This is a genomic window from Picosynechococcus sp. PCC 7003 (genome assembly GCF_001693255.1).
Classification (GTDB): Bacteria; Cyanobacteriota; Cyanobacteriia; order Cyanobacteriales; family MRBY01; genus MRBY01.
Genome location: NZ_CP016474.1, coordinates 2,420,944 through 2,444,959, shown reverse-complemented (window position 1 = coordinate 2,444,959; position 24,016 = coordinate 2,420,944). Strand labels below are relative to the sequence as shown.

16 protein-coding genes are annotated in these 24,016 nt (G+C 51.5%); 9 read left to right on the top strand and 7 right to left on the bottom strand.

Annotation, left to right across the window (positions count from 1 at the left end; all coding sequences use genetic code 11):
• Window positions 1–111 precede the first annotated feature (111 nt).
• Complete coding sequence (ldpA, locus tag AWQ21_RS11630; protein WP_065714672.1) at window positions 112–1,176, top strand: circadian clock protein LdpA; 1,065 nt, start codon at window positions 112–114, stop codon at window positions 1,174–1,176.
• Window positions 1,173–2,948, top strand: a complete 1,776-nt coding sequence (locus tag AWQ21_RS11625; RefSeq protein WP_065714671.1) for a R3H domain-containing nucleic acid-binding protein — start codon at window positions 1,173–1,175, stop codon at window positions 2,946–2,948. Before ldpA ends, AWQ21_RS11625 begins: the two co-directional genes overlap by 4 nt.
• Here the strand turns inward: AWQ21_RS11625 and AWQ21_RS11620 are convergent.
• Together AWQ21_RS11620 and AWQ21_RS16260 are read right to left on the bottom strand one after the other, a co-directional pair.
• Window positions 2,945–8,677 (bottom strand): Ig-like domain-containing alpha-2-macroglobulin family protein, encoded by a 5,733-nt coding sequence (locus tag AWQ21_RS11620; RefSeq protein ID WP_065714670.1) that lies wholly within the window; start codon window positions 8,675–8,677, stop codon window positions 2,945–2,947. The genes AWQ21_RS11625 and AWQ21_RS11620 overlap by 4 nt on opposite strands.
• A 48-nt stretch (window positions 8,678–8,725) precedes the next feature.
• Entirely contained in the window at window positions 8,726–9,079 is a 354-nt protein-coding gene (locus tag AWQ21_RS16260; protein ID WP_198159736.1) for a hypothetical protein, read from the bottom strand.
• On the opposite strand from AWQ21_RS16260, the gene AWQ21_RS11615 reads away from it, so the two are divergent.
• On the top strand, window positions 9,009–11,192 hold the full coding sequence (locus AWQ21_RS11615) for an endonuclease MutS2 (RefSeq protein ID WP_315862188.1): 2,184 nt from the start codon (window positions 9,009–9,011) through the stop codon (window positions 11,190–11,192). The two genes, AWQ21_RS16260 and AWQ21_RS11615, sit on opposite strands and share 71 nt — an antisense overlap.
• Window positions 11,193–11,264: 72 nt before the next feature.
• A complete protein-coding gene (locus AWQ21_RS11610) occupies window positions 11,265–11,723 on the top strand; it encodes a phosphate-starvation-inducible PsiE family protein (protein ID WP_065714669.1) in 459 nt (152 codons plus the stop codon).
• A 65-nt stretch (window positions 11,724–11,788) separates the two neighbouring features.
• Here AWQ21_RS11610 and AWQ21_RS11605 read toward each other — a convergent pair whose 3' ends face one another.
• On the bottom strand, window positions 11,789–12,595 hold the full coding sequence (locus tag AWQ21_RS11605; protein ID WP_065714668.1) for a hypothetical protein: 807 nt from the start codon (window positions 12,593–12,595) through the stop codon (window positions 11,789–11,791).
• Between the two features lie 107 nt (window positions 12,596–12,702).
• Here AWQ21_RS11605 and murG point away from each other — a divergent pair, with 107 nt between their 5' ends.
• Window positions 12,703–13,752, top strand: coding sequence for an undecaprenyldiphospho-muramoylpentapeptide beta-N-acetylglucosaminyltransferase (gene murG / locus AWQ21_RS11600; protein ID WP_065714667.1), 1,050 nt, complete (start codon window positions 12,703–12,705; stop codon window positions 13,750–13,752).
• On the opposite strand, the gene AWQ21_RS11595 is transcribed toward murG, so the two are convergent.
• On the bottom strand, window positions 13,736–15,541 hold the full coding sequence (locus tag AWQ21_RS11595; protein ID WP_065714666.1) for a protein phosphatase 2C domain-containing protein: 1,806 nt from the start codon (window positions 15,539–15,541) through the stop codon (window positions 13,736–13,738). The genes murG and AWQ21_RS11595 overlap by 17 nt on opposite strands.
• A 146-nt stretch (window positions 15,542–15,687) precedes the next feature.
• Between AWQ21_RS11595 and AWQ21_RS11590 the strand changes: the two genes are divergently transcribed.
• The 3 genes from AWQ21_RS11590 (at window position 15,688) to hemH (ending at window position 20,180) form a co-directional block, all read left to right on the top strand.
• Window positions 15,688–16,125 carry an NfeD family protein gene (locus AWQ21_RS11590; RefSeq protein WP_065714665.1) on the top strand — a complete coding sequence of 146 codons (438 nt, stop codon included), beginning with the start codon at window positions 15,688–15,690 and terminating at the stop codon, window positions 16,123–16,125.
• 151 nt (window positions 16,126–16,276) lie between these two features.
• Window positions 16,277–18,859 carry an EAL domain-containing protein gene (locus AWQ21_RS11585; protein WP_065714664.1) on the top strand — a complete coding sequence of 861 codons (2,583 nt, stop codon included), beginning with the start codon at window positions 16,277–16,279 and terminating at the stop codon, window positions 18,857–18,859.
• 160 nt (window positions 18,860–19,019) lie between these two features.
• Window positions 19,020–20,180: a ferrochelatase gene (gene hemH / locus AWQ21_RS11580; protein ID WP_065714663.1), complete on the top strand. Its 1,161-nt coding sequence runs from the start codon at window positions 19,020–19,022 to the stop codon at window positions 20,178–20,180.
• Between the two features lie 76 nt (window positions 20,181–20,256).
• Here the strand turns inward: hemH and AWQ21_RS11575 are convergent, their stop codons facing one another.
• From AWQ21_RS11575 to AWQ21_RS11565, 3 genes are all read right to left on the bottom strand, one after another.
• Window positions 20,257–22,230, bottom strand: coding sequence for a bifunctional aldolase/short-chain dehydrogenase (locus tag AWQ21_RS11575; RefSeq protein ID WP_065714662.1), 1,974 nt, complete (start codon window positions 22,228–22,230; stop codon window positions 20,257–20,259).
• 63 nt (window positions 22,231–22,293) lie between these two features.
• Window positions 22,294–22,941 carry a pyridoxamine 5'-phosphate oxidase gene (pdxH, locus tag AWQ21_RS11570; protein WP_065714661.1) on the bottom strand — a complete coding sequence of 216 codons (648 nt, stop codon included), beginning with the start codon at window positions 22,939–22,941 and terminating at the stop codon, window positions 22,294–22,296.
• Window positions 22,942–23,044: 103 nt separating this feature from the next.
• The gene (locus AWQ21_RS11565; protein WP_065714660.1) at window positions 23,045–23,299 is read right to left on the bottom strand and encodes a MoaD/ThiS family protein; all 255 of its coding nucleotides are present in this window, start codon (window positions 23,297–23,299) and stop codon (window positions 23,045–23,047) included.
• Window positions 23,300–23,448: 149 nt separating this feature from the next.
• On the opposite strand from AWQ21_RS11565, the gene AWQ21_RS11560 reads away from it, so the two are divergent.
• On the top strand, window positions 23,449–24,006 hold the full coding sequence (locus tag AWQ21_RS11560; RefSeq protein WP_065714659.1) for a J domain-containing protein: 558 nt from the start codon (window positions 23,449–23,451) through the stop codon (window positions 24,004–24,006).
• Window positions 24,007–24,016: the final 10 nt, after the last annotated feature.

Here is a 24,016-nt window from a genome sequence, read left to right as displayed (position 1 = left end):
CTATTGTGGGTCAGCGGTCAGAAAGAAAGGCGATCGCCCTTACGGTTTTTTACATCTCTGCCGCTTGAGCAAGACTTTCCAAAGGGAAAATGAGAGCGTTACGATAAAGGGGTGAAGCACCATTCTTTTCCTGCCCAATCCCTCGCTGCTGGCCACTGGTTTAAACTCATCTGTGGTGCCAGTTTTCAGCATCTCCCCGCCATCCGTGATTTGACCCTTGTTTACAGCTTAGTGGGCGCCGATTGTATTGATGTGGCAGCGGATCCGGCGGTGGTGACCATGGCCCAAGAAGCCCTAGTCCAAGCCGAGGCGATCGCCTGTCAAAATTCAGCAAAATTTTCCCAATGGCAGGGGAAACCCTGGTTGATGATCAGCCTCAATGATGCCGAAGATCCCCATTTTCGTAAGGCTTTTTTTGATCCGAGCTGTTGTCCCGCCGATTGTCCACGCCCCTGCGAAACGGTTTGTCCGGCGTTAGCGATTGATCACAAGGGCGTAATTGGCGATCGCTGTTATGGCTGTGGTCGCTGTCTGCCCATTTGTCCCCTGGGTCTGATTGAAGCGAAAAATTATCTGTCTAGTCCTCAAAGTGCTGCCGAGATGATCACGACCATGGCGATCGATGCGGTGGAAATCCATACCCAAGTGGGCCATTTTGCCGATTTTCAACGGCTTTGGCAGACCCTCAAACCGGTTCATCATCATTTGAAGCTGTTGGCGATCAGTTGCCAGGATCATCCTGACGTTTTGCCCTATTTGCGGCGACTGCTCACCGAAATTCAACCCCTCGACTGCCTCCTCCTCTGGCAGACCGATGGACGTCCCATGAGTGGCGACATCGGCAAAGGAACGATCCATGCCAGCATTCAGTTTGCCCAAAAGGTTCTCCAGAGCGATTTACCGGGGTATGTGCAACTGGCGGGTGGCACGAATAATCACACCATTGAAAAGCTGCAACGGCTCGGCCTGCTGAATGACGGTCAAACGCCGTTTATTGCTGGAATTGCCTTTGGCGGTTATGCCCGAAAAATCCTCCAGCCAATTTTAGAAAATGGTGCTGAAATGAACCCGCAACCCCTCGAAAGCGATCCCGAACGGTTTTGGTCGGCGATCGCCCACGCCACCCAGTTGATAAATCCATTAAAATCTTCGTTAAACCCAAGCCTGAGTCTATGACCGCACCCCAATCCCCGACTTTTCCGGCCCACCGTCGCCTCGTAACGGACGATCTCGAAAAATTGCTGACGATTTTGCCCGATTCGATCCGCGATCGCCTCGCCGACCACCCCGATAAAAATGCCCTCATCGAAGTAGTGATGGATCTCGGTCGCATCCCCGAAGCTCGCTTTGAAAGCAGTACCGAAGACCTGGGCGATCGCCCCATTAGCCGCGAAGATTTGCAATATTCCGTAGAGCGGGTGGGGATGTTTAGTGGCGACAACCGGGCAGGCATTGAACGCACCCTGCACCGGATCAGTGCCATGCGCAACCGCCAGGGAGACATTGTCGGTTTAACCTGCCGCATCGGTCGTGCCGTTTTTGGCACGATTTTGATGATTCAGGAGCTAGTGGAAAGTGGAAAGTCTATTCTGCTCTTGGGACGGCCTGGGGTCGGTAAAACCACAGCCCTGCGGGAAATTGCGCGGGTCTTGGCCGATGATTTTGGCAAACGGGTCGTGATTATTGATACCTCCAACGAAATTGCCGGGGACGGTGATATTCCCCATTCCGCCATTGGTCGCGCCCGCCGGATGCAGGTGGCCACCCCGGAACTGCAACATAAGGTGATGATCGAGGCGGTGGAAAACCATATGCCCGAAGTGATTATCATCGATGAAATTGGCACCGAACTCGAAGCCCAGGCCGCCAGAACTATTGCGGAGCGGGGGGTACAACTCGTTGGGACGGCCCACGGCAATCGCATCGAAAACCTAATTAAAAACCCCACCCTCTCGGATCTCGTCGGGGGTATTCAAGCGGTAACCCTCGGAGATGAGGAAGCCCGTAAACGGCGATCGCAAAAAACTGTCCTTGAACGAAAAGCGCCCCCAACCTTTGATGTGGCCGTAGAAATGCTGGAACGGCAACGCTGGGTTGTTCATAGTGATGTGTCGATCACCATTGATACCCTCTTGCGGGGCCACCAACCGCTATTGGAAGTGCGCACCGTCGATGATCAGGGCAATGTGAAGATCTCCGAAGAAATGGAGCATCCCGTTGAAATTCCCAACTGGAACCCCCAAACACCCATGGCCCCGGAACCTAGTCGGCCGAGGGGATTACGGGCTTCTGGAAAAATGGCCCCTCTCCCCTTCGGTAGCCAGAAAAAAAAATTAGTTTCCCCTAGAAGCAACGCCCTTGAGCCCCTCATTGATCAGTCCTGGATTGCCCGCGATCCGCAACAGCAGGAAAAAGTTCGGGTGCCTGGCCCCAACGGCGAAGATTATCCGGTTTATGTCTATCCCTACGGCGTCGGGCGATCGCAGCTAGAGCAGGTGATCGAAATTTTGCGGCTGCCCATCGAACTCACTAAAGACCTCGAAGGGGCCGATGCGGTTTTAGCCCTGCGATCGCAGTTGAAAAATCATTCTAAATTGCGTCAAATCGCCCAAACTTGCCATGTGCCGATCCATGCGGTGAAGTCTAATACAATCCCCCAAATCACACGGGGTTTGCGGCGCATTTTGAATTTAGATGATCCCCAAAACCAAGAACCGACGGATTTACGGTTATTTGCCCAGAGCAACAGTGACGATGAAATCGATGCCCTCGAAGAAGCCCGTTTAGCGGTGGAGCAGATAGTCATTCCCCAGGGTCAACCGGTGGAACTGTTGCCCCGTTCGGCCAAAATTCGCAAAATGCAGCACGAACTAATCGAACATTACCGTTTACAATCTTCCAGCTTTGGGGAGGAACCCAACCGCCGCCTGCGGATTTTTCCAGCCTAATTCACCTGCAATATTGAAGAGGTGCTTCTGCCAAAGGTTTCGGGGTTGTATTGCAACGAAACCTCTGCCCCAGGGTAATCGAAACTGCCGGGGGTGATCGCACGCACCAAATAATGCAAATTGTAAACCCCCGCATTTAGGCGATCGCCATAGGCAACGACTTTATCTTTATAGATTTTTTGGTAGCTGAGTTGCCAGGCGTCCTGTTGGGGTTGGTAATAGGTAGTAGCGGTTTGAAAATCACTGTCAATTGCTTCAAAGCCGGCGGGCAGGGGATCACTAATCAACACATGATCTACGGGATGATCGGTAATCACTTCTAAACCAACGTCAAAGACCTGTCCGGCTTCGACGCTAAAGGGTTCTTTGAGGTCGTACAGTCCATATTGGCGGACGACTTCGGTTTGGTTGGCGGGACGAATGTAACGGGTGACCCGCAGTCCGTTTAGTTTGCCGGGTTGGCTGCCGGGGAGGCGATAGTGAAATTCGCTCAGGTAATGGAGTTTGCCGTCGCCATCTTTTTGAATGATCAGATCTCTATTGCCTTTGGGGAGATCCTGCATCGGCACATCAACGGTGGCACTGGGGTTTTCGTAGCCTTGGAAGTTAAATTCACCCAATTGTTGGCGATCGAGTTTGACGGTGGTGGTAAAACTGGGCGGCGTGGCTTCGGTTTCGCTATAAGCGGTTAGTGCGGTGAGGGCTTGGGCGTTGTCATAACTATTACGCCAGGTGCCATCGCGCCGTTGATCGAGCAACCCTTGTAAAACTTGGCTGAGGGTGGCGGGGGTTTGCTCAATGTCCACAAAAAGCCGGAGGGCTTGGGACTGGGCGGTGGTGTTGGAGTGATACCAGAACCAGCGTTGGGGCAAGTTAATCTGGGCGGTGCGTCCGGTTTCGTAGACTAGTTCTTTCACCTCTGCGGCGAGGTCTTGGGCTTGGATTTGCCAATCGAGCAGTTGGGACAGGTGGCGGGCTAATTTAATTTTGCCGACGGTATCAAAGTCTGCGCGGGCATCATACAGAGTCGCCGCAAAATCGCCGCGCACATCCCCAAATTGATCGAGGGCTAAGAGGGTTTCGAGGCGGACGGTATTTTTACAATCAGTGCTGCTGCATTCGCTAAATTGGGCGGGATTGGCAAGGGTTTGATCAAGATAGGTTTTCAGTTTATTCACCAAATTTTCATCAACGGATAATCCGGCTTGCTGGGCAAGGGCGATCGCCTCGGCGGCGTAGGGAGTGACGTAGGGATCGGGGGTGTCGTCTCCGGGGAAGGTCGCAAATCCGCCACTGGCAAGTTGCAATTGGGTGAGATGGGTGAGGGATTGGCTCGCTTCAGCTTGGCTGTCAAAATTCTCGAAAGCTTGACCATACCGCTGTTTGAGGATTTCTAAATTCGCGGCGATGAGCAACTGGCTGGCGGTGGGTTCGAGGAATGGGAAATCATCGTCGTTAAAGGTATCGTGGGCAGGAGCCGTTAACTCTGGGATCAGGGTACTGGCAACGGTGACCGTTAAGCCGCCTTGGTTGGGAACGACTTGCCGATCAATGTTCAGGGGAATCTTCACTTCAGCCTCGGTCAAAATCCCCGTGGCGATCGCCTGTTCTTGAACGCTTAACTGTTTGACTTCGAGGGGCATTTCAAAGGCATCGGCGACCCCATTTTTCTGGGTTGTAAATTTAAAGGTGGCAGTGCCAGCGGCGTTGGCGACCATCGGGAAACGGTACACCTCAGTATTATTGCCAATTTCGGCGGTTTGACTTTGCCGTTGTTTATTGCCTTGGGCAAATTCCATCACCCCTTGTACTTGAGCTTCGATGTTTAAACGACCTTTGGCACCCGTCGTATTCGTCACCATTATGCCCCCCTCAAGGCGATCGCCTACCCGCGCAAATTGAGGTAACACAGGATTGGTTAATAGGGGTTGGGTGGCGATAAAGGTTGCGTCGCCATTCCCAAAGCGCATTTGATCATCCGTCGCAACAACTAAGACGCGCCATGTGGTCAGGTCATCGGGCAGGGTAAAGGAGACTGCCGCTTGACCGTTGCTGTCCGTTAAAACGGAACCATCATAAAAGGCGATCGCCTTGAAATCAGTGCGAGTGCGGGTATTGGCTAACGCAGAGGAAGCCCCCCCGTCATAGCCCCAACCTTTTTGTTCCGTCGAACTGATGGGCGCAATGGTCACATCGGGGCGATTATCTGCCCAGCGGGTGGTGATCGGTTGGTCGCGATAAATTTCATCCAGCAGATCGGGGGGACGATAGCCCGTCAATTGCAAAATCGCTTCATTGACCACCATCACCGTCAATTGTCCGGCTACGGGTTGATCGGTTTGATCCTTGAGTTGCAGATTTAAGGTTTGTTTGTTACCGGGCATCACCTGATCCTGTTGCGGCTGAATTTCGACCGTTAATTTTTTTTCGGCGAGGCTGGTGCGGAAATCGTCAAAGCCAATTTTCATCAGCTTATCCACACCATTTTTGCGGGCGGCTTCGATGGATTCCCCTTTGTGAATTAAAACGGCTTCGATGGCAGCATTGGGCAACATCTCCGGTGTCACGGTAAATTGCACTTGGGGGGCGGCTCCAGTAACGGTTTGCTGGGTTTCATACAGCACGCCGTGGCGAATCACGGAAAAATACAGTTCTGCTTCGGGATAGGGGGATTGAATCAATGCGGTTGCGGTGTCGCCAATTTTGTATTCGTCTTTGTCGAGGGTCACTTCGACGCGGTTATTGTCAAAGCGATCGCCCCAATCGAACCAACCGGCACCACTGACCCAAATAAAACTATCGGTGGCAGCGGCAGCGGGTTGCCCGTTGATCGTGGCATGGAGGCGATAGGAACCGCTTTCGGGGGCAGTCAGTTCAACGGTTTGGGGTTTGGCGGCAGATTTAATGCTTTGGCTGGCGATCGCCTCGTATTCCACCTGCGGGCGTTTGACTTGAGATCCCTCAATAATTTGGGCCACTTCGCTGTAATTGACTTTTTGGAGTTCTAATTTGACCGTTTGCCCTTCCATCGCTTTGCCGTCGGGGCTGGTGACAATCACTTGGGTTTTAAAGGGTTTCTCAGCATCGGCAACAAAATCATGGTTAATCCCAATCAGGCGATCGCCGGGCAACGCGGTAAAGGTTTGGGTATTGGACACGGATAGATTTGCTGCATCGGTCACTTCCGTTTCCACGCGATAGGTCACCGGATAGGGCAGATCCCGCGCCACGTCAATAGTTTGGGAACTTTTCCCCGCATCGTTGAGGGTTTTTTCTGTTTGCAACACATCGCTACTGATGGACGGCTCCGTTTCCGACCAGTGCCACTGCCGCCCAAACTGGAATTCGTCCCACCCCTCTGGCTGGAAATAACCGCGACTGCGGGTGACGTAATAATTCACTTTGCTGTTGCTCACGGGCGCACCAAACAAATAATCGCTCTGGGTGGTGGCAGTGAGGCGATCGCCCAGCGTGGCAAATTTTTGATCCAGCTTGAGATCCACTTTGAAATTGGGCGGACGGAATTCAGCGACCCGAAAATCCCCGTAAATATTCACCCCATTCGACGCTTCGGCGCGGAGGTAGTAATTGCCTAAATCCTGCGTTTTGGGCACATCCCATTCTGCGGTAAATGTGCCATAACGATTCGTCTGAAACGTCCCTAACGTCGTCTCTTTCCCCTCAGGATTACTCAGGATTACCTTGTAATTTTGGTTGATATCCTGCCGCAATTTCCCATTTTTCAAATAATAGGCAACCCCCGTAAAATAGGCTTTCTCGCCCGGTTGATAGAGTTGGCGATCGCTAAAAATTGTGCCCCGCGCTTGGCTTTCCCCATTATCCCAATCGGCATAAATCCCGTAACCATAGGAACCGCTATATTCATCGGTGCGCGTAAATGCCCAATCTGAGTTTTCGCGGGCAATCACGAGTAATTTCGGCGCGTAATCCTGACCCCGCAAACAACTGCGCCAACCGCGCCCCGTCACCACCACATTGCCACCCCCATCGGTCTGTCCCGTAAAACAAGCGGTGGGATTGCCCTTTGTTTTCTTGTCTAACTGCGACTGATAAATTTCCACCCTGGCATTACGCACCGCTTCCCCCGTATCCAGATGATGTACCCGCACAATCCCCGACTCCGGAAACCACTGGGCAAACACCCCTAAATTCGTGAGCTGCACCAAGCCATAATATTGCGGCGATCGCCATTGGGTTTGATTATTCTGATCCTTGTAGGTGTTCGTTTTTGCCGTAATCCCGTAGGCGAGTAAACCCGTATTCCCTTTCAATTTTTCCTGAATCGGAATCGGCGTTTTCACCAACTGATTTTTCGGTTGTTTAACCGTAATGGTTTCCCAATTGCTTTCTGGCGGCACTAAATCAGTGCTGTTACTTTGCGGATAAGCAGTGTCCGCGTAAACCAAATCCGTCGGTTGGACGACCCGATAACCCGCCTGAAATTTTCCTTCTGGTAAATTAATTGTTTCAATATCAAGATTTAAATCCGTCCCCGCCGGAAAAATATTGAGATCCCGTTGCGCCCAAATATCCGCCGCCACATCACCGGGGTTATAGGTAAGGGTTTGATCCTTGCCGAGGGTTTGTCCGTATTGATCCTTAAGATTTTTGCTGATGGTAATGGTGTAATCGGTATTCGGTTTCAATACCCACGGATTCAGATCCACCGAACGGCTACCGGGATAGGTGCGAATGGCGAGATCATCCCCCTCCGGTTTCGGACTGAGGCTAATATTTTCCACGGCAGAATCGGCATCCAAACCATTATTAAAAACCAGTTGCGCACTCCCTTTTTCAAATCTGCCATAGGCTCCCCCCGCGTCGGGCTGTCCGTAGAAAGCGATTTTTTCATATTGCAGTGGTGCATAGGTTTTAAAGACAGAGCGAAAACTTTTTTCCGTGGGTAGATTACCTTGGTCAGGGGCGATGCCGGGTTGAAATTCTAGGGTGTATTGACTTGCTTTCTGTAAAGGTTGACGGGGTTTAACAATGTATTGCCAGGTTTTTTCGGGATCGAATTGACCGTCTGCAATGGGATCTTCTGGAGGCGTTTGAGGCGTCACAACCGCTTTCACTCTGCTTTGACCGCTCACAAAAACGGTGTGTTGCTTCAGGGAATCGAGATCGAGTTGGGTGTTGCTAGTGATCGTGCTTTCTTCTTCTAGGCCCAGGGGTTCTGCCTCTTCAGGTAAAGTGCCGACCACACCGGGTAAATTACTGAGGCGAATTTGGGTTGTCTGAAATGTCCAGGCCAGGTCTTGGGCAAGTTGGTGATTTTCTAAGTCTTGGAGGCCAGCCTTTAAGGTGACTTGGAAACGGGTGGCTTTGGGGAGGGGCTGATCTGCTTGAAAACCAATCATTTTCGGTGTTAAGAAGCGAAATTGCCCTGAAATCGGCGGAATAATTTGAATTTGCTTGAGAATATCTTCTTGTTTGGGGGTATCGATGCGTTCAACGGGGATCAGGGGATGTTTAAACAGAATCCGAATTTGAGCGAGGTCGGCGGCATCTCCGGTGGGGCTAATTTCTGTGATCCAGTCGGGTCGTTCCGGTAAGGGGAGGGCGGCAACGGTGGGAAAAGGGGTGACTTGGTTTGTGACCTGGCTGATCTGGAGGATTGGGTTGCAGCCGGATAGGCTTGTAATTGTCAAAAAACAAGTGAGGCAAGCTAATAAGAAAAATTTGAGAAAGCGGCGCTGAGATCCCATGGGATGACCTCGGATTCTATCTTCTGTGATAACGAATGACGCCGAAGATCAGGGTTTTTTTCTATATTTCTTAAAGACGACAAAGATATTAATTTCAGAAACTGGGTAGTGGCGATCGCCTAGGGGATCATGGGATAAAACGCCGCAGTCTTGATGAAAAAGTCGGCTACCCCGCAAATATCCCCTAGAATGGCGGACAAATTGTAAGCAAGTGGGCTTGATCACGATCCTTTCTCCGGGAAGTGGCAGGCGATCGCCCCGCAGCTTTTCCCCAACAATGCCATGGCGCCTCTTTTTGTTGATTCCCTTAAACAGCAGTTCCACACTTGGTTTGCCCAGCAGCAAGCGACCACGGAAGAAGCTGCCGACCGGGCTGATCGCAGGGAAAGATCTATTGCTCATTGCCACCACCTTAGCTGGAGTGCGTCGTTTGCGGCGCTTGGTGGAAAATGCCGAATTAGAACTCCCCCAATTGACGCGCCTAGTAGAACAGGTACGCACCTACCCAGAATTAGAACAAGACATTCACCATTGCATCGATGACCGGGGGGATGTTACAGACCGAGCTAGCCCGAAGCTCGAAGGAATTCGCGTCAAAATCAAAGGGGCCAGGGAGCAGATTTACCAAACCCTGCAGCGGATCATGCAGCGGCACAGTGGTTCGATCCAAGAAGCGGTGATTACCCAACGGGGCGATCGCTTTGTGTTGCCCGTTAAAGCAGGACAAAAAGAACAGATTCCTGGCATCGTCCACGACATTTCTAGCACTGGCTCGACCTTTTATATCGAACCTAAAGGAATTGTGGAGTTGGGCAATCGTCTCCGTCAGGCCGTCAAACAAGAGGAGCGAGAAATTGAAATTGTGCTGCGGCAACTCACTGAAAAAGTAGCTGAGGTGGTCGAGGATCTCGAAAAACTCTTGGCGATCGCCACCACCCTCGATCTAGCCATGACCCGCGCCCGCTATAGCCTTTGGCTCGATGGACACCCGCCCAAATTCATTGCCCCAGATCAACCGACGGTACTGCGCCAGTTGCGCCATCCTCTGCTGGTGTGGCAAGAGAAACAAGAAGCAAGCCTGGAAGTGATACCGATTAATGTGCAAATCCGCCCAGAAATCCGCGTTGTGGCAATCACAGGCCCCAATACCGGCGGTAAAACCGTCACCCTGAAGACCATGGGAATGGCTGCGCTCATGGCGAAAGTGGGTTTGTTTATCCCGGCGATCGCCCCGGTAGAAATTCCTTGGTTTGACCAGGTCTTAGCCGATATTGGCGATGAACAATCTCTCCAGCAGAGTTTATCAACCTTTTCCGGACATATCCGCCGTGTGGGTCGGATTATCGAAGCTTTAGACCAGGATAATCAAAATAATCTTGTGCTCCTCGATGAAGTGGGGGCCGGCACCGATCCCACCGAAGGCAGCGCCCTGGCGATCGCCCTGTTGAAATATTTAGCAGACCAGACCCAGCTCACGGTGGCCACCACCCATTACGGAGAACTAAAGGCCCTGAAGTACGAGGATGAGCGCTTTGAAAATGCCTCGGTCGAATTTGATGAATATTCCCTGCGGCCCACCTACAAGTTGCTCTGGGGGATTCCAGGGCGTTCCAATGCCCTGGCGATCGCCCAGCGTTTAGGTTTAGATGCAGAGATTGTCGAAACAGCCCAGGATTTGTTGGGAAATACCAATACCAACGTGAACGAAGTGATTGCCGCCCTCGAAGCCCAGCGGCGGGAACAGGAACAAAAAGCAAAGGAAGCCGAAGCCCTCCTGAAACAGACCGAACGTTTTTATACGGAAGTCTCCAGTAAGGCCGCCGATCTCCAACGCCGGGAAGCAGAACTCAAACTGGCCCAAGACCAACAGGTGCAAGCGGCGATCGCCGAAGCCAAATCCGAAATCGCCCAGGTGATCCGTACCCTGCAAAAGGGTCAGCCCACCGCCCAAAAAGCCCAGGCCGCCACCGAAGCCCTGGGAGGCATTGCCGCCAGCAAAATGAGTCAACCCAAACGAAAAAAACCGGGTTACCAACCGCAACTGGGGGAAAAAATCCGCATTTCTAAACTGGGACAAACTGCCGAGGTCATTGAACTGGATCCTGAAAATAAAACCCTCGTTGCCCGGTTTGGGGTGATGAAAATGTCCCTCGATTGGACGGAAATTGAATCACTCCAGGGCCAAAAAGTCGAAGCAGAACCCAAGCAAAAACCTCCGAAAAAACAAGCGCCCCCCAAAGCCAAAACCCCCGAAACCGTGACGGTGCGCACCACACGCAATACCATCGATATCCGGGGGCAACGGATGCACCAAGCAGAAAGTAGTCTCGAACAGGCGATCGCCACTGCCACCGCTGCGGGATCCCAGGTCATTTGGATCATCCACGGTAAAGGTACCGGCAAGCTCCGGGAAGGCGTCCATGAGTTTTTGAAATACCATCCCCAAATTCAGCGATACGAACTCGCCGAGCAAAAGGAAGGAGGGGCTGGCGTCACCCTGGCTTATTTTTCCTAGGAAGGCCGCATACTACAATATTTCCCTGGGAACCATTCTGTACCAGAACACCACTCTAGCCCTAGGGACTCAATGCTCAAGCTTTTTAAACGCTACGAAAAATTAATGATTCAAGTTCTGCTGGCGATGATGGCGATCGCCATTGGCTTAGCAACCCTGGATTTTGGCTGGTTCCTGTTCCAAAGTATCGCCGCTCCCCCGATACTGCTGTTAAACGCGGACCAATTGCTAGAGGTCTTTAGTCTCTTTATGCTGATCATCATCGGCATCGAACTCCTAGAGAGCATTATCAACACCTACTTGTCGAAAGGACGTCCCCATTTTGAGGTGGTTTTATCCGTCGCTATTATTGCGATTGCCCGGAAGGTGATCATCCTAGACATCAAAACTACCGATAGCGTGAGTTTATTTGGCATCGCCGCGATTATTCTCTCCCTCACGGTGGGCTATTACTTTATGAAACAAAGCCACCCCGATGATGCCTTACCTGCCGACCCAGACCCAAGCAAAGATCAAAAACCGCCCCATTAGCGTCCCAAAAAGTTGAACATGGAGCGGTTTTAGCGTTAGTTGAGATTGAATATTAGCCCGATAAACTATAGACCGTTGGCCTGGAGGGGCGCTGCCTCAACCTTGACCCGGTGGGTGGTGAGCACCATGCCATCACTGCGAACCACCAGGGCTGAGTACCACATGTCACCCGTTTCGGTGGGGGCTTCTACCCGTTTAAAAATACCGCCAGCAGGGAGAATATCTAAGTCAAAAGCCTCAGGATTGGTATAGGTGCTGCTGGTGATCGGCTCTTCGAGGGCACCACCCAATAAAATTTCTTCCCCTAAGGGATCCTGCACAATCACATCAAAGCCAAAATCAGCGGCTGGGGCGACGGTTTCTGGGATCAGGACTTTCAGAGCCGGGGGGTTATCGCCACTGGTGAGGGTTGAAGCTTCAGACAGAATATCTTGGCTAATCAGTTTGTCCCCTTGGAATGTCTGTTGGGAACGAATTGTACTTTCGTAATGAACCCAGCGGCCTGCTTGTTTCTTGAGGCCCCGCACTTGGGTTTCGGTTTCGGCCACGAGGCGATCGCCTGTTTGTTCCCAATTAAGGAGCTTGGTGTTGTAGCTCAGGCGGGGATATTCTTCCCACAGTTGCGTTAACAGATCCTGAAGGTCAGTTTTAGTGAGTCCATCGCTATGGGTGAAATTGTCACCGTAGAAATTCAAGAGTTGCTCTAGTTGTTGATCATTGGCGGTTTGGTCAATGTCTACCAAAAGATCCGTGAGGGAGGCTGGGGCGGTGGCCGGAGTGCGAGCCTCGCTGCGTAGACCAAATCCCAGGGTTAAAACTCCCGTGGCGATCGCCACGCCAAAAAACCGTTGCCAAGATTGCCAGTAGCCCATAAATTTTTTATCACTCCTTCAAGCGGACAAGTTCCCATCAGTTGATCAGAACGTGTAATCTATTCTAGAACCTGAGACGAAAAACGACTGAAATTGTGGCAAAGGCAGTGACCCGAATCTTGATGGCGGCCAGCGGCACCGGGGGACATCTCTTTCCGGCCCTGGCGGTGGCAGAAAAATTAACGGACTGTGAGATTGAGTGGTTGGGAGTCCGCGATCGCCTCGAAACGGACTTGGTGCCGGATCAATATCGCCGCCATGCGGTCACGGCAAAAGGACTCCAGGGCAACCCCCTCCAAAAGCTCCTAAATGGATTGCAGTTGCTGGCATCTATCTTTCAAACCTACAAAATTTTGGGCGATCGCCACATTGATCTGGTGTTTACCACCGGGGGATACATTGCGGCCCCGGCAATCCTGGCGGCGCGACTGCGGCGCATCCCGGTGGTTCTCCATGAGTCGAATGTCCTCCCCGGTAAAGTGACCCGCCTGTTGGGGCAATATGCCACTGCTGTCATTGTGGGCTTTCAGGAGTCGGCCCAATATTTACCCAAGGCGAAAACCATTCATCTCGGTACCCCCGTCCGCTCAGAGTTTCTCACGCCCCAACCCCTAGATCTGGATATTCCGGGCGATCGCCCTTTGATTTTGGCGATGGGAGGCTCCCAGGGGGCCGTGGGGATTAATCAATTGGTGCGTCAATGTGCAAGCCGCTGGCTCGAAGCCGGGGCCTTTATCGTCCACATCACCGGGAAAAATGACCCTGACGTGGGGCAGTTCCAAGCCGAGAACTATCTCACCTTGCCCTTTGTTGAAGATATTGCTCCCCTCCTGCAACGGGCCGATGTGGTGATTAGTCGCTCTGGTGCCAGCGCCCTGACGGAGTTAACTATTACCAAAACGCCCGCTATTCTTATTCCCTATCCCTATGCCGCCGAGGACCACCAAACCCTCAATGCCCAGGTTTTTGCGAAACATGAAGCCGCACTGTTAGCGCCCCAAGCTGAATTAACTCCCGAATCCCTCACAGCGATGGTCTTGGGTCTATTGGAAGCACCAGGGAAACGGGAGGCGATCGCCGCCAATGTCGCCGCTTTAGGGATGCCAGAAAGTGCCGAAAAAATTGCTTATTTCCTGCGTACTACTCTCCGCTTGTAGGGGTTTCAAAATTCGGATCACCCGGTTGCGTCGGCCCAGGTTCACGGTTTAACAGCCAGTTCAAGCCGAAGGCCGCCAAAACTAACATCACAAGAATTGCCACTAAGCTCACCAGAATCAGGGTGAATTGGGACAGACTATTTTCCGCTTCTGGTTCCGACTCTAATTCTGCTTCAAGGGTCGTGTCTAGGGCCAGATCCGGGGGGACAAATTCTGGCTCAAAGTCTTCAGGGGAGGGAGCCATTTCAACTTCTGGGGCCTGGGTGAAGGTATCCGTTGTGAAACGGTAGAAAGCGATCGCCGCCGTAATATTATCCCCAGGATTTTTGGCGATCGCCTGGTCGATCAAGCTCTGGAGCATCGCCCCTGGAGGCAAATGACCTTGGATAATCACCGGGGCAAAGGTCTGCCACTGGGATTCTAAAAATTCATGGTCACTCAGGCCATCGGAACACACCACCAAAACCCCATCTTCAGCGAACACAAAACGACGAATCGCAGGATGGAGGCGATCGCCTGCTTTGATCCCAAGGGCTTGGGTGAGGGCCATGTGATCAGGACGCTGTAACCCTTGACGATAAATAGCCCGGCCCGCCTGGACTTCTCGACTGACCACATCATCATCTACGGTTAGACAAACGCATTGATCTTTTGTGAGCCAATAGGCCCGGCTGTCTCCTACCTGGGCAATGTAAAGTTCATGGCTGTGGCGATCCTGGAGTTCGTCGGCTTGAGGTCTTTGGGGTACCTGGAGGGCGAGGGTCAAGGTGGTGGCCATGCGATCGCCCCCCGTGCGTCCTTCTTGATCGTTACGTTCGGCGATCAGATTATTCGTAATGCGAATGTAGGCCGCCAATTGTTGTTCAATGACTTCCGGGGAAACCACTTCATTGGTATCAAATAGCCCTTGGAAAAAACCCGTCAGTTGCAACTTGAGGGATTGAATCGCCAATTGACTCGCCACTTCCCCCTGGCCATGGCCTTCCACCCCGTCGCACACCATTAATAAATGATCGCTCAACGCCAGGGTCGCTGTAGGGGGAGCCGCTAAATCCTGGGTCGTGGGGTAGTGGGCATCTTGGTTGCTCGTGGGAAGTTCTCCCTGGGCGGTGGCACTGGCGATCGCCATTTGCAGATGTTGCTGGCTAGACTGCTCTAAAAGGAGCTGATTTAACCGGGGCAAAATAATCTCTAGATCAGCATCCGGTTCGCTGAAACTTTCAATTAGTTCCGTCAGAATTGCTTGGGCTGGCGGCGTGCTTTCGGCCAGGAGCGATCGCCAGGGGGTTGCCAGGGCCGCCAAAGTGACGGGTTCACCAGGGGGATCTGCTAACAATTCCATCAGTCGGAGCCGCCAACCATCGACCCGGATATTTTCTAACGGTAAAAGACTGGTGCCCATGGTAACGGCCGCGAGATCTTCCCAGAGATCGAGCATTTGCCACAGCCAATTTAACTGTTGCAGGGGAGAAGCTTTTCCCCATAACGATCCGAGGGCGGGCAGCAGTTCCCCTTGGCCATTGATCGGGATATTGTCGAGGAGTAAAATTTCCCCCTCCGGTAGGGACAGGATGTCGTAAATTCGGGGTAGGTGTAGTTGACGGAGGTATAGCTTGCCATAGCGTTGGGCTAGGTCATTGGGGTCTGCACAGTCCGGGGGGGCTTCGGGCTTGGTGTCTTGCCAAATTTGCGGCGCTACCACCCAGTAGCGATCGCCGACGAGATCCGCTGCCTGAAAGGTTAACGCCAAGGAACCCGATGCTCGGAGATAAGGAAGAGTAATAGACATAAACTTTATAAAACAGTACAGCGCACAAACAGCCCAGGCCCAGTAGTCAAGCTATGATGAAGTCAGCGGTCGATGGTGCTGACCAACGGAGGCCATCCCTGATCGAAATTATATGGCGAAAAATCCCAGTATTAGGGTCTCGGTGAATGCTCAATCCTTTAATGATCTGGCTAATTATTGGCGCGGTGCTTTGCTCCCTAGAGTTTATTTTTCCCACCGCCTTCATGGAATTTATGTTGGGGCTTGGGGCCGTGGCGGTGGCCATCGTTGTGTATCTCATTCCGAGCCTAAATCCAAATATACAAATTTTTCTGTGGCTGCTGTTTTCCACCATCGCCATTGTGAGTTCCCGTCGTTTTTTTACACCAAAAACTTCTATTCGTACCCTCAGTGATGCCGCCGATGCAGAAACCCTAACGGCGATCGCCCCCGGTGAAGCTGGCCGCGTTTTGTACGAAGGTAACTCCTGGCGAGCCCGCTGCGCCGACGAAACCGTCACCATTGAGCCCCACCAGACCGTTTATGTTCTACGTCGAGAGGGCACAACTTTGATTGTTATGCCTCGGCACCTGCTTGAACCCTAGGAAAATGGCCCAAAATTCAGAAATAGGTTCAGTGAAATTCCGTTAACCTGTAAAGGATTATTTCTATCATCTGGGGAGTTTGTCACCGATAAAATATATGTAGATTGCAACTTTTTTCTGCACACCATTTCTTACATCTCTAGCCATATCTATGTACCAGTCCTTTGCTGCCCTATGTGCCGCTTTGATGTTAACGGGCATTGTCTATGTCCTAGTCAAACATGATCAGAAAATCGCGATTCGGCAACGGGACTATCGCTACATTATCGTTGGTTGCATCCTGTTAGCTTTAGGACGTTGGTTATCTTTTTTTCAGGTCTCCCAATACCTCGGCGCCCAGTGGCAATCCTTAGCAATGGTATGGCAGTTTGGTGAGCGATTCATTGGTGACGGTTTTGGGTTGATCTTTGTGAGCGTTGGACTGGTGCGGTGGTTACCAACTTTAAGCGCATTCCAGCGGCGGGCCTCTGCCTACAGACAGACCAGTGAAGCCTTAGAATCTGAACGCAATATTCTGCAAGGATTATTTAATAGCCTCCAAGGAGCCTTATTTGTCTGTGATGGTGCGGGAAATTTTATCCGTTGGAACCGTTTCTATCAAGAAGTGCTTGGGTTTAGTGATACAGATATGTCCTGTCTGAAGGCGATCGATACAGTTGTGCCCGAAGATCAAGATTTTGTGCAGCAACAGTTACTGCAAGTGTTTAGTCAAGGCTATGCGGAAGGGGAATTTCGTGTCCGGACAAAACAGGGCAACACCTTGAGGCTATATGGCTTTGCGTCTCGGGTCGAGCTTGATCTCGATCAAAATGCTTCGGGGTTTACGGGCATTGCAGTTGATATTTCTGCCCTTAAGCAGGTTGAAGCGGAACTGCGGCGCTCCCAGCGGTCTTTGCAGATGCACAATTGCTTCTTGACCTTGGCCCATGCCCTCACCCAGCGTTTACATGGCTCCTTAGAAATTGAAGATATCGCCCGGGAAACCACTGCAACCCTACATCAACATTATGCGGAAACCTGTATCGGTTTTTATTTGTTAGAAGGCACAACCTTTGAAGATGGCTTACTTAAGTTGCAGAGCCATGCGGGTTTTTCGTCGGAAAGGCGCGTTGCTCTCAATCAACTGACAACAACCCATCGTCTCTTTCGCCATGCTTTGCAGGACAAAACGTTACAAATTTTAGACGCTGCGGAGTTGGCTTGTTTTTGTGATGATCTCAGTCCCCAAAGTATTGCCCTGGGTAATGCAGCGAAGGTGTTGACGATTCCGCTGGTTTTCCATGAACAACAGTTTGGCTTGCTATTGATGCTATTCGAGGAGGATAAAACCCTAGCTTCCTATGAAGTTGATACCCTCCGCGCCCTGGGTCAATCGATTTCTTTGGCGATCGCCAATGCGCACCATTTCAAAGAACTGCGCTACCAAGCCCGCTACGATAGTTTGACCACCATCGGCAATCGCAATTTATTCCATGACACGATTCAGGAATGGTTAAATGCGCCGTCCTTGGGGTACGAATTAATCATTGTGATGCTCATTGACCTAGACCGCTTCAAGGATCTCAATGACACCCTAGGCCATAAGCTCGGTAATACCTTCTTACAACAAATTGCCCTGCGCTTGCTCTCGGCCCTCAGTCCCTACCAGGGGATCGTCTGTCGTTTGGGGGGAGACGAATTCGCGGTTGCCTGTCCGATGATGCACAGTGAATGGGAAGAAGCTTGTCAGCATGCGGTGGAACTAGCGGATATTTTACAAGCGGCGATCCAACAACCCTTTGTCACGGCGGGCAATGTGATTCATATTACGGCGAGCCTGGGGATTGCGATGTTCCCCAACCACGGTACAGACAGCCATGCCGCCCTCCGCAGTGCCGAAGTCGCGATGTATGCGGCGAAACAAAAACGCACGACCTATGAGATTTATCACGAAGATATTGACCACTACACCCCGCGTCGCCTCGCCATTTTGTCTAGCCTGGGGAAACCGAGTGCCCGCCAACAATTCTTTTTGTGCTATCAACCGAAGTTTGATCTCCGGCAAAAAAAGCTCATCGGCGTAGAGGCTTTGGCCCGTTGGCATCACCCGACGTTTGGGCTGATTCCCCCCGCTGAATTTGTCCCCCTCGCCGAACAAAGCGATGCGATCCACGCGCTGACCTACTGGATTTGGGAAGAAGCCTTTCAGCAAAAAAAAATCTGGCAGAACCAAGGTCTGGATTTGGCGATCGCCCTTAATCTATCGGCCCGTAGCCTGTTAGACCCAAACTGTCTCACCACCTTTGAATCCCTACTCCAGCAATATGACATCATCCCTGGGCAAGTTGAACTCGAAATTACCGAAACCACCCTCATGAGCGATCCACGCTATGCCCTAGAGCTATTGCAATGCTTCGCTAATCTAGGGGTGCATTTATCCATTGATGACTTTGGTACCGGGTATTCTTCCCTGAGTTATCTCCAGCGGTTTCCGGTACATGCCCTAAAAATTGACCAATCCTTTGTGGTGGATATGCTCACTAATGAACAAAGCCTGGTGATTGTCCGCTCGACGATTAATTTAGCCCATAGCCTCGGCCTAGAAGTCGTGGCAGAAGGGGTGGAAAATCAGGCAATCCTGGATTTACTCAAAGAAATGGGCTGCGACATTGCCCAAGGATATTTTTTGGGACGTCCCCAAAGGGCCGAACAGGTACATCGATTCTCCGCCGAAGGCCTCAAGCGAGTCGTTTGAAAAGACACTCCCTGGGCTGCCCAAAAACCTGAAAAACAAAGTGGTGAAATGTAAACTTTTTCGACTTTCTGGTAGCCACCACGACAGGCAAGCCGTCCCAAAGAGATATATTGTTACAATAACTTAAAGAAAATACCAGTAAATTTAATTTGTATCAGCTATGGGTCGTGTTGGGGTCTTATTACTTAACTTAGGTGGGCCAGACAAATTAGAGGATGTTCGTCCTTTTTTGTTTAATTTGTTTGCTGACCCCGAAATTATTCGTTTACCCGCGCCATGGATGCAAAAGCCGCTTGCTTGGCTCATTTCCACGCTCCGGGCCGGCAAATCCCAAGAAAACTATAAAGAAATTGGCGGCGGTTCGCCCCTCCGACAGATCACCGAAGCCCAAGGGGCAGCCCTCGCCCAAAAGTTGGCGGACTGGGGTCAAGAGGTCAAAGTTTATGTGGGGATGCGCTACTGGCACCCTTTTACCGAAGAGGCGATCGCCGAAATCAAACAAGATGACCTTGATCAGCTTGTGGTATTGCCCCTTTATCCCCAGTTTTCCATTAGTACCAGTGGGTCTAGCTTCCGGGTGCTCGAAGAAATGTGGCGCACCGACAAAGACCTCAGTCAGCTCGATTACACTCTGATCCCCTCCTGGTATGACCATCCCCAGTACGTTGCGGCGATGGTGGATCTGATTCGCCAGGAACTCGACCAATTTGAAAATCCCGACCAGGCCCACATTTTCTTTAGTGCCCATGGGGTACCCCAAAGCTATGTGGACGAAGCGGGGGATCCCTACCAACGGGAAATCGAGGAATGCACCAAGTTAATTATGGAATCTCTTGGTCGTCCCAATGACTACACCTTGGCCTATCAAAGTCGTGTTGGCCCCGTGGAATGGCTCCAACCCTATACCGAAGATTCCCTCATTGCCCTAGGGGAAAAAGGCATCAAAGATCTGGTGGTGATTCCCATTAGTTTTGTGTCTGAGCACATCGAAACCCTCCAGGAAATCGACATTGAATACCGTGAGGTGGCCGAGGAAGCTGGCATCGAAAATTTCCGCCGTGTCCCGGCCCTGAATACCCATCCTCTGTTTATTGAGTCCCTTGCTAATTTGGTGACTGAGTCCCTTGAGCAATGTCCGCGCACCTTCGCCCAAGTGACCCACCCCAAAGAAAATATGAAAATGTACCCCCAAGAATTGTCCTGGGGGATGAATACCAGCGCCGAGGTCTTAAATGGTCGCCTCGCGATGATCGGCTTTTTGGCGTTGTTATTAGAGCTTATTAGCGGCCAAGGTCCCCTCCATTTTGTGGGCATTATGTAATTGACATCCCCCTAAATCCCCCTTCGGAAGTGACATCCCCCAAAATCCCCCTTCGGAAGGGGGACTTTGTTTGTAGTTAGATGACTCGCTCGTTGCCGCCATCGAGGGGAATTTGGGCGGCTGTTGTTTTGGCGAACAAATCACTACAAAGGGCTGCGGCACATTCGGCGACATCCTGGCTGGTAATTTCCACTTGGAGGAGATTATTTTTCTTGTATTCTTCAATGGTCAGGCCATAGGCTTGCGCGCGTTTTTTGAGCACTTCAGTTGTCCAAATCCCAGTATCAAAAACGGCATTGGGATGGACGGTATTGATCCGAATTCCATCTGAACCCCATTCGAGGGCGGCCACCCGTGCCAGTTGGTTGAGGGCCGCTTTTGAGACGGAATAGGCAGCGACCCCTTGGCCTGGAGCAGCAACATTTTTTGAGCCGATGATCGCCACTCGACCCCCATTGGGAGCAAGTTTCAAGAAAGGATGGCATTCCCGCAACAGGATTAAATTACTGTCGAGGTTAATGCCGAGTACCTGTCGCCAATGGTCGGTGGCGAGATTGGCGATCGCCTCGCTGGGGGGGAAAATGCCAGCGTTGAGGATCACCATGTCCAGGCCGCCAAAATATTGCACAGCTTGCTCTAGGGCGTTTTTGATTTGGGTTTCGTCTGTGAGATCGCAAGTCAGACCCAAAAAATCGGGGCGATCGCAGAGGGTTTCAATGGTTGGGTTGATATCTAGGGCGACCACCGCTGCCCCCCGTTTCAGGAGGGATTCGACGCAGGCTTGCCCAATACCAGAGGCCGCTCCTGTGACCAGGGCAATCTCCCCAGTAAATTCTGGCGGATTGCCACCTTTTTTCAGTTTGGCTTGTTCTAAATCCCAATATTCCATGTCAAAAATGTCCTTTTGGGAAAGGGCTTGGTAACGACTGAGCAATTCGGCGCGGGAAATAATCTCGATGGTGTGGCGATAAATATCCGCGACAATGTTGGCGGCTTTGGCGGTTTGGCCGACGGTGAGCAAGCCTAATTCTGGATCGAGGATTACCCGTGGCGCTGGATCGAGCATGGTTTTCGGTTCCTTGGCCTGGGGTACTTGGTTGGCGAAATAGTCTTTGTAAGCGGCGGCAAACCCTTGCACATCGCGGCCAATCAGAGGCACAGGTTTGGTGCGAATCACATGGTCAGGGGTGGCTGGATTTTGTTGGGAGATGCGGTCTAAATCTTCCCGTTGGGTAAAGTTCAAAATTTCCGGGCGGCGATCGCCTTTGAGAATCACCGGGAAACCCGCCACCTGGGAAACGTCGTAACGGAGCTGCGCTAGGGTTTTCGCGATGGGAGCATCACTAGTTTTTACAGAACGTTGGGGAATTTCCCAAGCCTCTTGATTCTGAAGATAAGTTTCTGCTTCCTGGACGAGGGCGATCATCCGTTCGTAGGATTCTTTGGCCGTCGCCCCAAAGGAGAAAATGCCGTGGTTTAGCAAAATCATCCCCTCGGTTTGGGCATTGGCTTCGGCGGCAAACCTTTCGGCACAGAGACGGGCCAGATCAAACCCCGGCATGATGTAGGGAATAATCACCAGGCGATCGCCATAAATTTCCTTGATTCGATCCAGTCCTTCTGGTGTGTTGGTAATCGTCACAATCGCATCGGCGTGGGTGTGATCGACATATTTATAGGGCAGGATCGCGTGTAAAATCGTTTCCACCGAGGGGGTCGGGGCCGTGGCGACGGTCATTTGGGTCTTCAGTTCGTTGACCATCTGGGGGTCACTCAGGCTGGGAAGTTGGGCCAATTTCAACAAATGATTCATCCGCACAGGGGCAAAACCTGCCGCCTCGATAGTCGCTAAATCCCAACCACTACCTTTCACATAGAGAATTTCTTCTGCTTCGCCGACGAGGTTGGTTTCCGTGACCTTGACCGAGGTATTACCGCCGCCGTGAAGCACCAAAGAGGGATCCCGCCCCAACAGACGAGAAGTATAAACCCGCAGGGCTAAATCCCCCTGGTAGGTGGCTGCTTCTTGATCATTCCAAAGGCTTTTCATGTACTGGGTTCCGCTAAATCACTCAGTACAAATCTTAAGTCGCTTCGGGGGGAAGATCGAAATTTAAGGCGCTAACCGTTGCCGTTGCCAACTCCCATCATCTTGCAGCGTAAAGACTAGGCGATCATGGAGTCGACTGGGACGCCCTTGCCAAAACTCAATTTTTTCGGGCTTCACCAAAAAACCGCCCCAATGGTCTGGCCGGGGAATATCTTTGTCGGCATATTCAGCTTCGAGGTCTTTGAAACGTTGTTCGAGTACTTCACGGTTGGTGATCGCCTCACTCTGGGGAGAAGCCCAGGCCCCAATTTGGGATTTGCGGGGGCGACTGGCGAAATATTCATCGGAGCGCTCTGGGGGTAGTTTTTCGACGGTGCCTTCGATGCGCACTTGCCGTTCTAGGGGTTCCCACCAAAAGACTAAGGCTGTGTGACCGGAAGCGACTAATTCTGTGGCCTTTTGGCTGGTGTAGTTGGTAAAAAAAGTAAATCCAGCTTCACTAAAATCTTTTAGAAGCACGACCCGTGAACTGGGTCTGCCGTCAGAGCCAACTGAACTGAGGACCATTGCATTGGGTTCGCGAATTTCATCAATTTCCGTTGCCTGTTGAAACCAGGTGGCGAATTGCGCCATTGGGTCATCGCTCACATCATCTTCATGGAGACCCGCTTTGGTGTAATTTTGGCGGAGATTGGCAACGTGCATAATCATCGGCGGCACCAACGAAATAACGGTAATAGGCTTAAAAAAAGCAGAACAAAAGTCGTTTTGTATTGTAGTGGAATTTTTTCAAGTGGGGTGGTGTACTCAACGACTAACCACCACTGACGGGGGGAATCAAAACCACTTCATCGCCTTCTTGGAGTACTGTTTCTGGGGAGACAAATTCTAAATTGACCCCAAACCGGGTGACAGACTGCCATTCTGCCAAATTGGGATGTTCATCTAAAATGCGCTGGAAAACATCTGCGACAGTGCTACCAGGAGCAACTTGCCAATGTAAAACTTCGGTGCCGTAGGTTTCTTGGTAGATCGCGAAGAGCTTGATGGTGATTTGGAACGCAGACATCTAATTTTTTCGGACTAAGGAGAGTGGTTGGGATAGTTTCAGAGGATCATAGCGGTGTTGCTGGGGTTTCGCCAAAGGAATCACGCTGACAGGATTTTTTTGGGGTATCCTTGGGTTAAATTTCGCCTCCTTCCAGATAACAACCATCGATGAATCTCCTTGAGTGCTACAAAATTTTAGGGTTACGGGTTGATGCAGAGCTGGGGGCAGTGAAGGCGGCCTATCGTCGTTTGGCGCGGCAATGTCACCCGGATGTTAATCGCGGCGATCGCCAAGCAGAATATAAATTTATCCAAATTACCCAAGCCTATAAAGTCCTAGCCGAAATCCACCGTTCCCCGGACAAACAAACCTGGCTCCCTTCCCCAGAACCGAGTCAACCCAAGGGGAATGCGATCCTTTCTCCTTTGGATCAGCGGCTGAAGTGGGAAAGTTACCAGCGGCTCCAGGACTGTCTACAACAACAACGCTATGCCAGGGCGATCACCTTAATGGAAGGGTTGGCCCAGCGTCTTCCCCAGGATCTAGAGGTGCGCCAATGGCAAGGGATTACTTACCTCAGTTGGGGCCGCCATTTACTCCAACAGAAGCAGCACCACAAAGCCCGCACCTATCTCCACAAAGCACTCCTGGCTGATCCCCACAACCGCAAGCTCCGGCAACGGGTAGAGGAGCTATTGCAAACCATTTTGATTCCCGCCATCTGAGAAAGTCTGG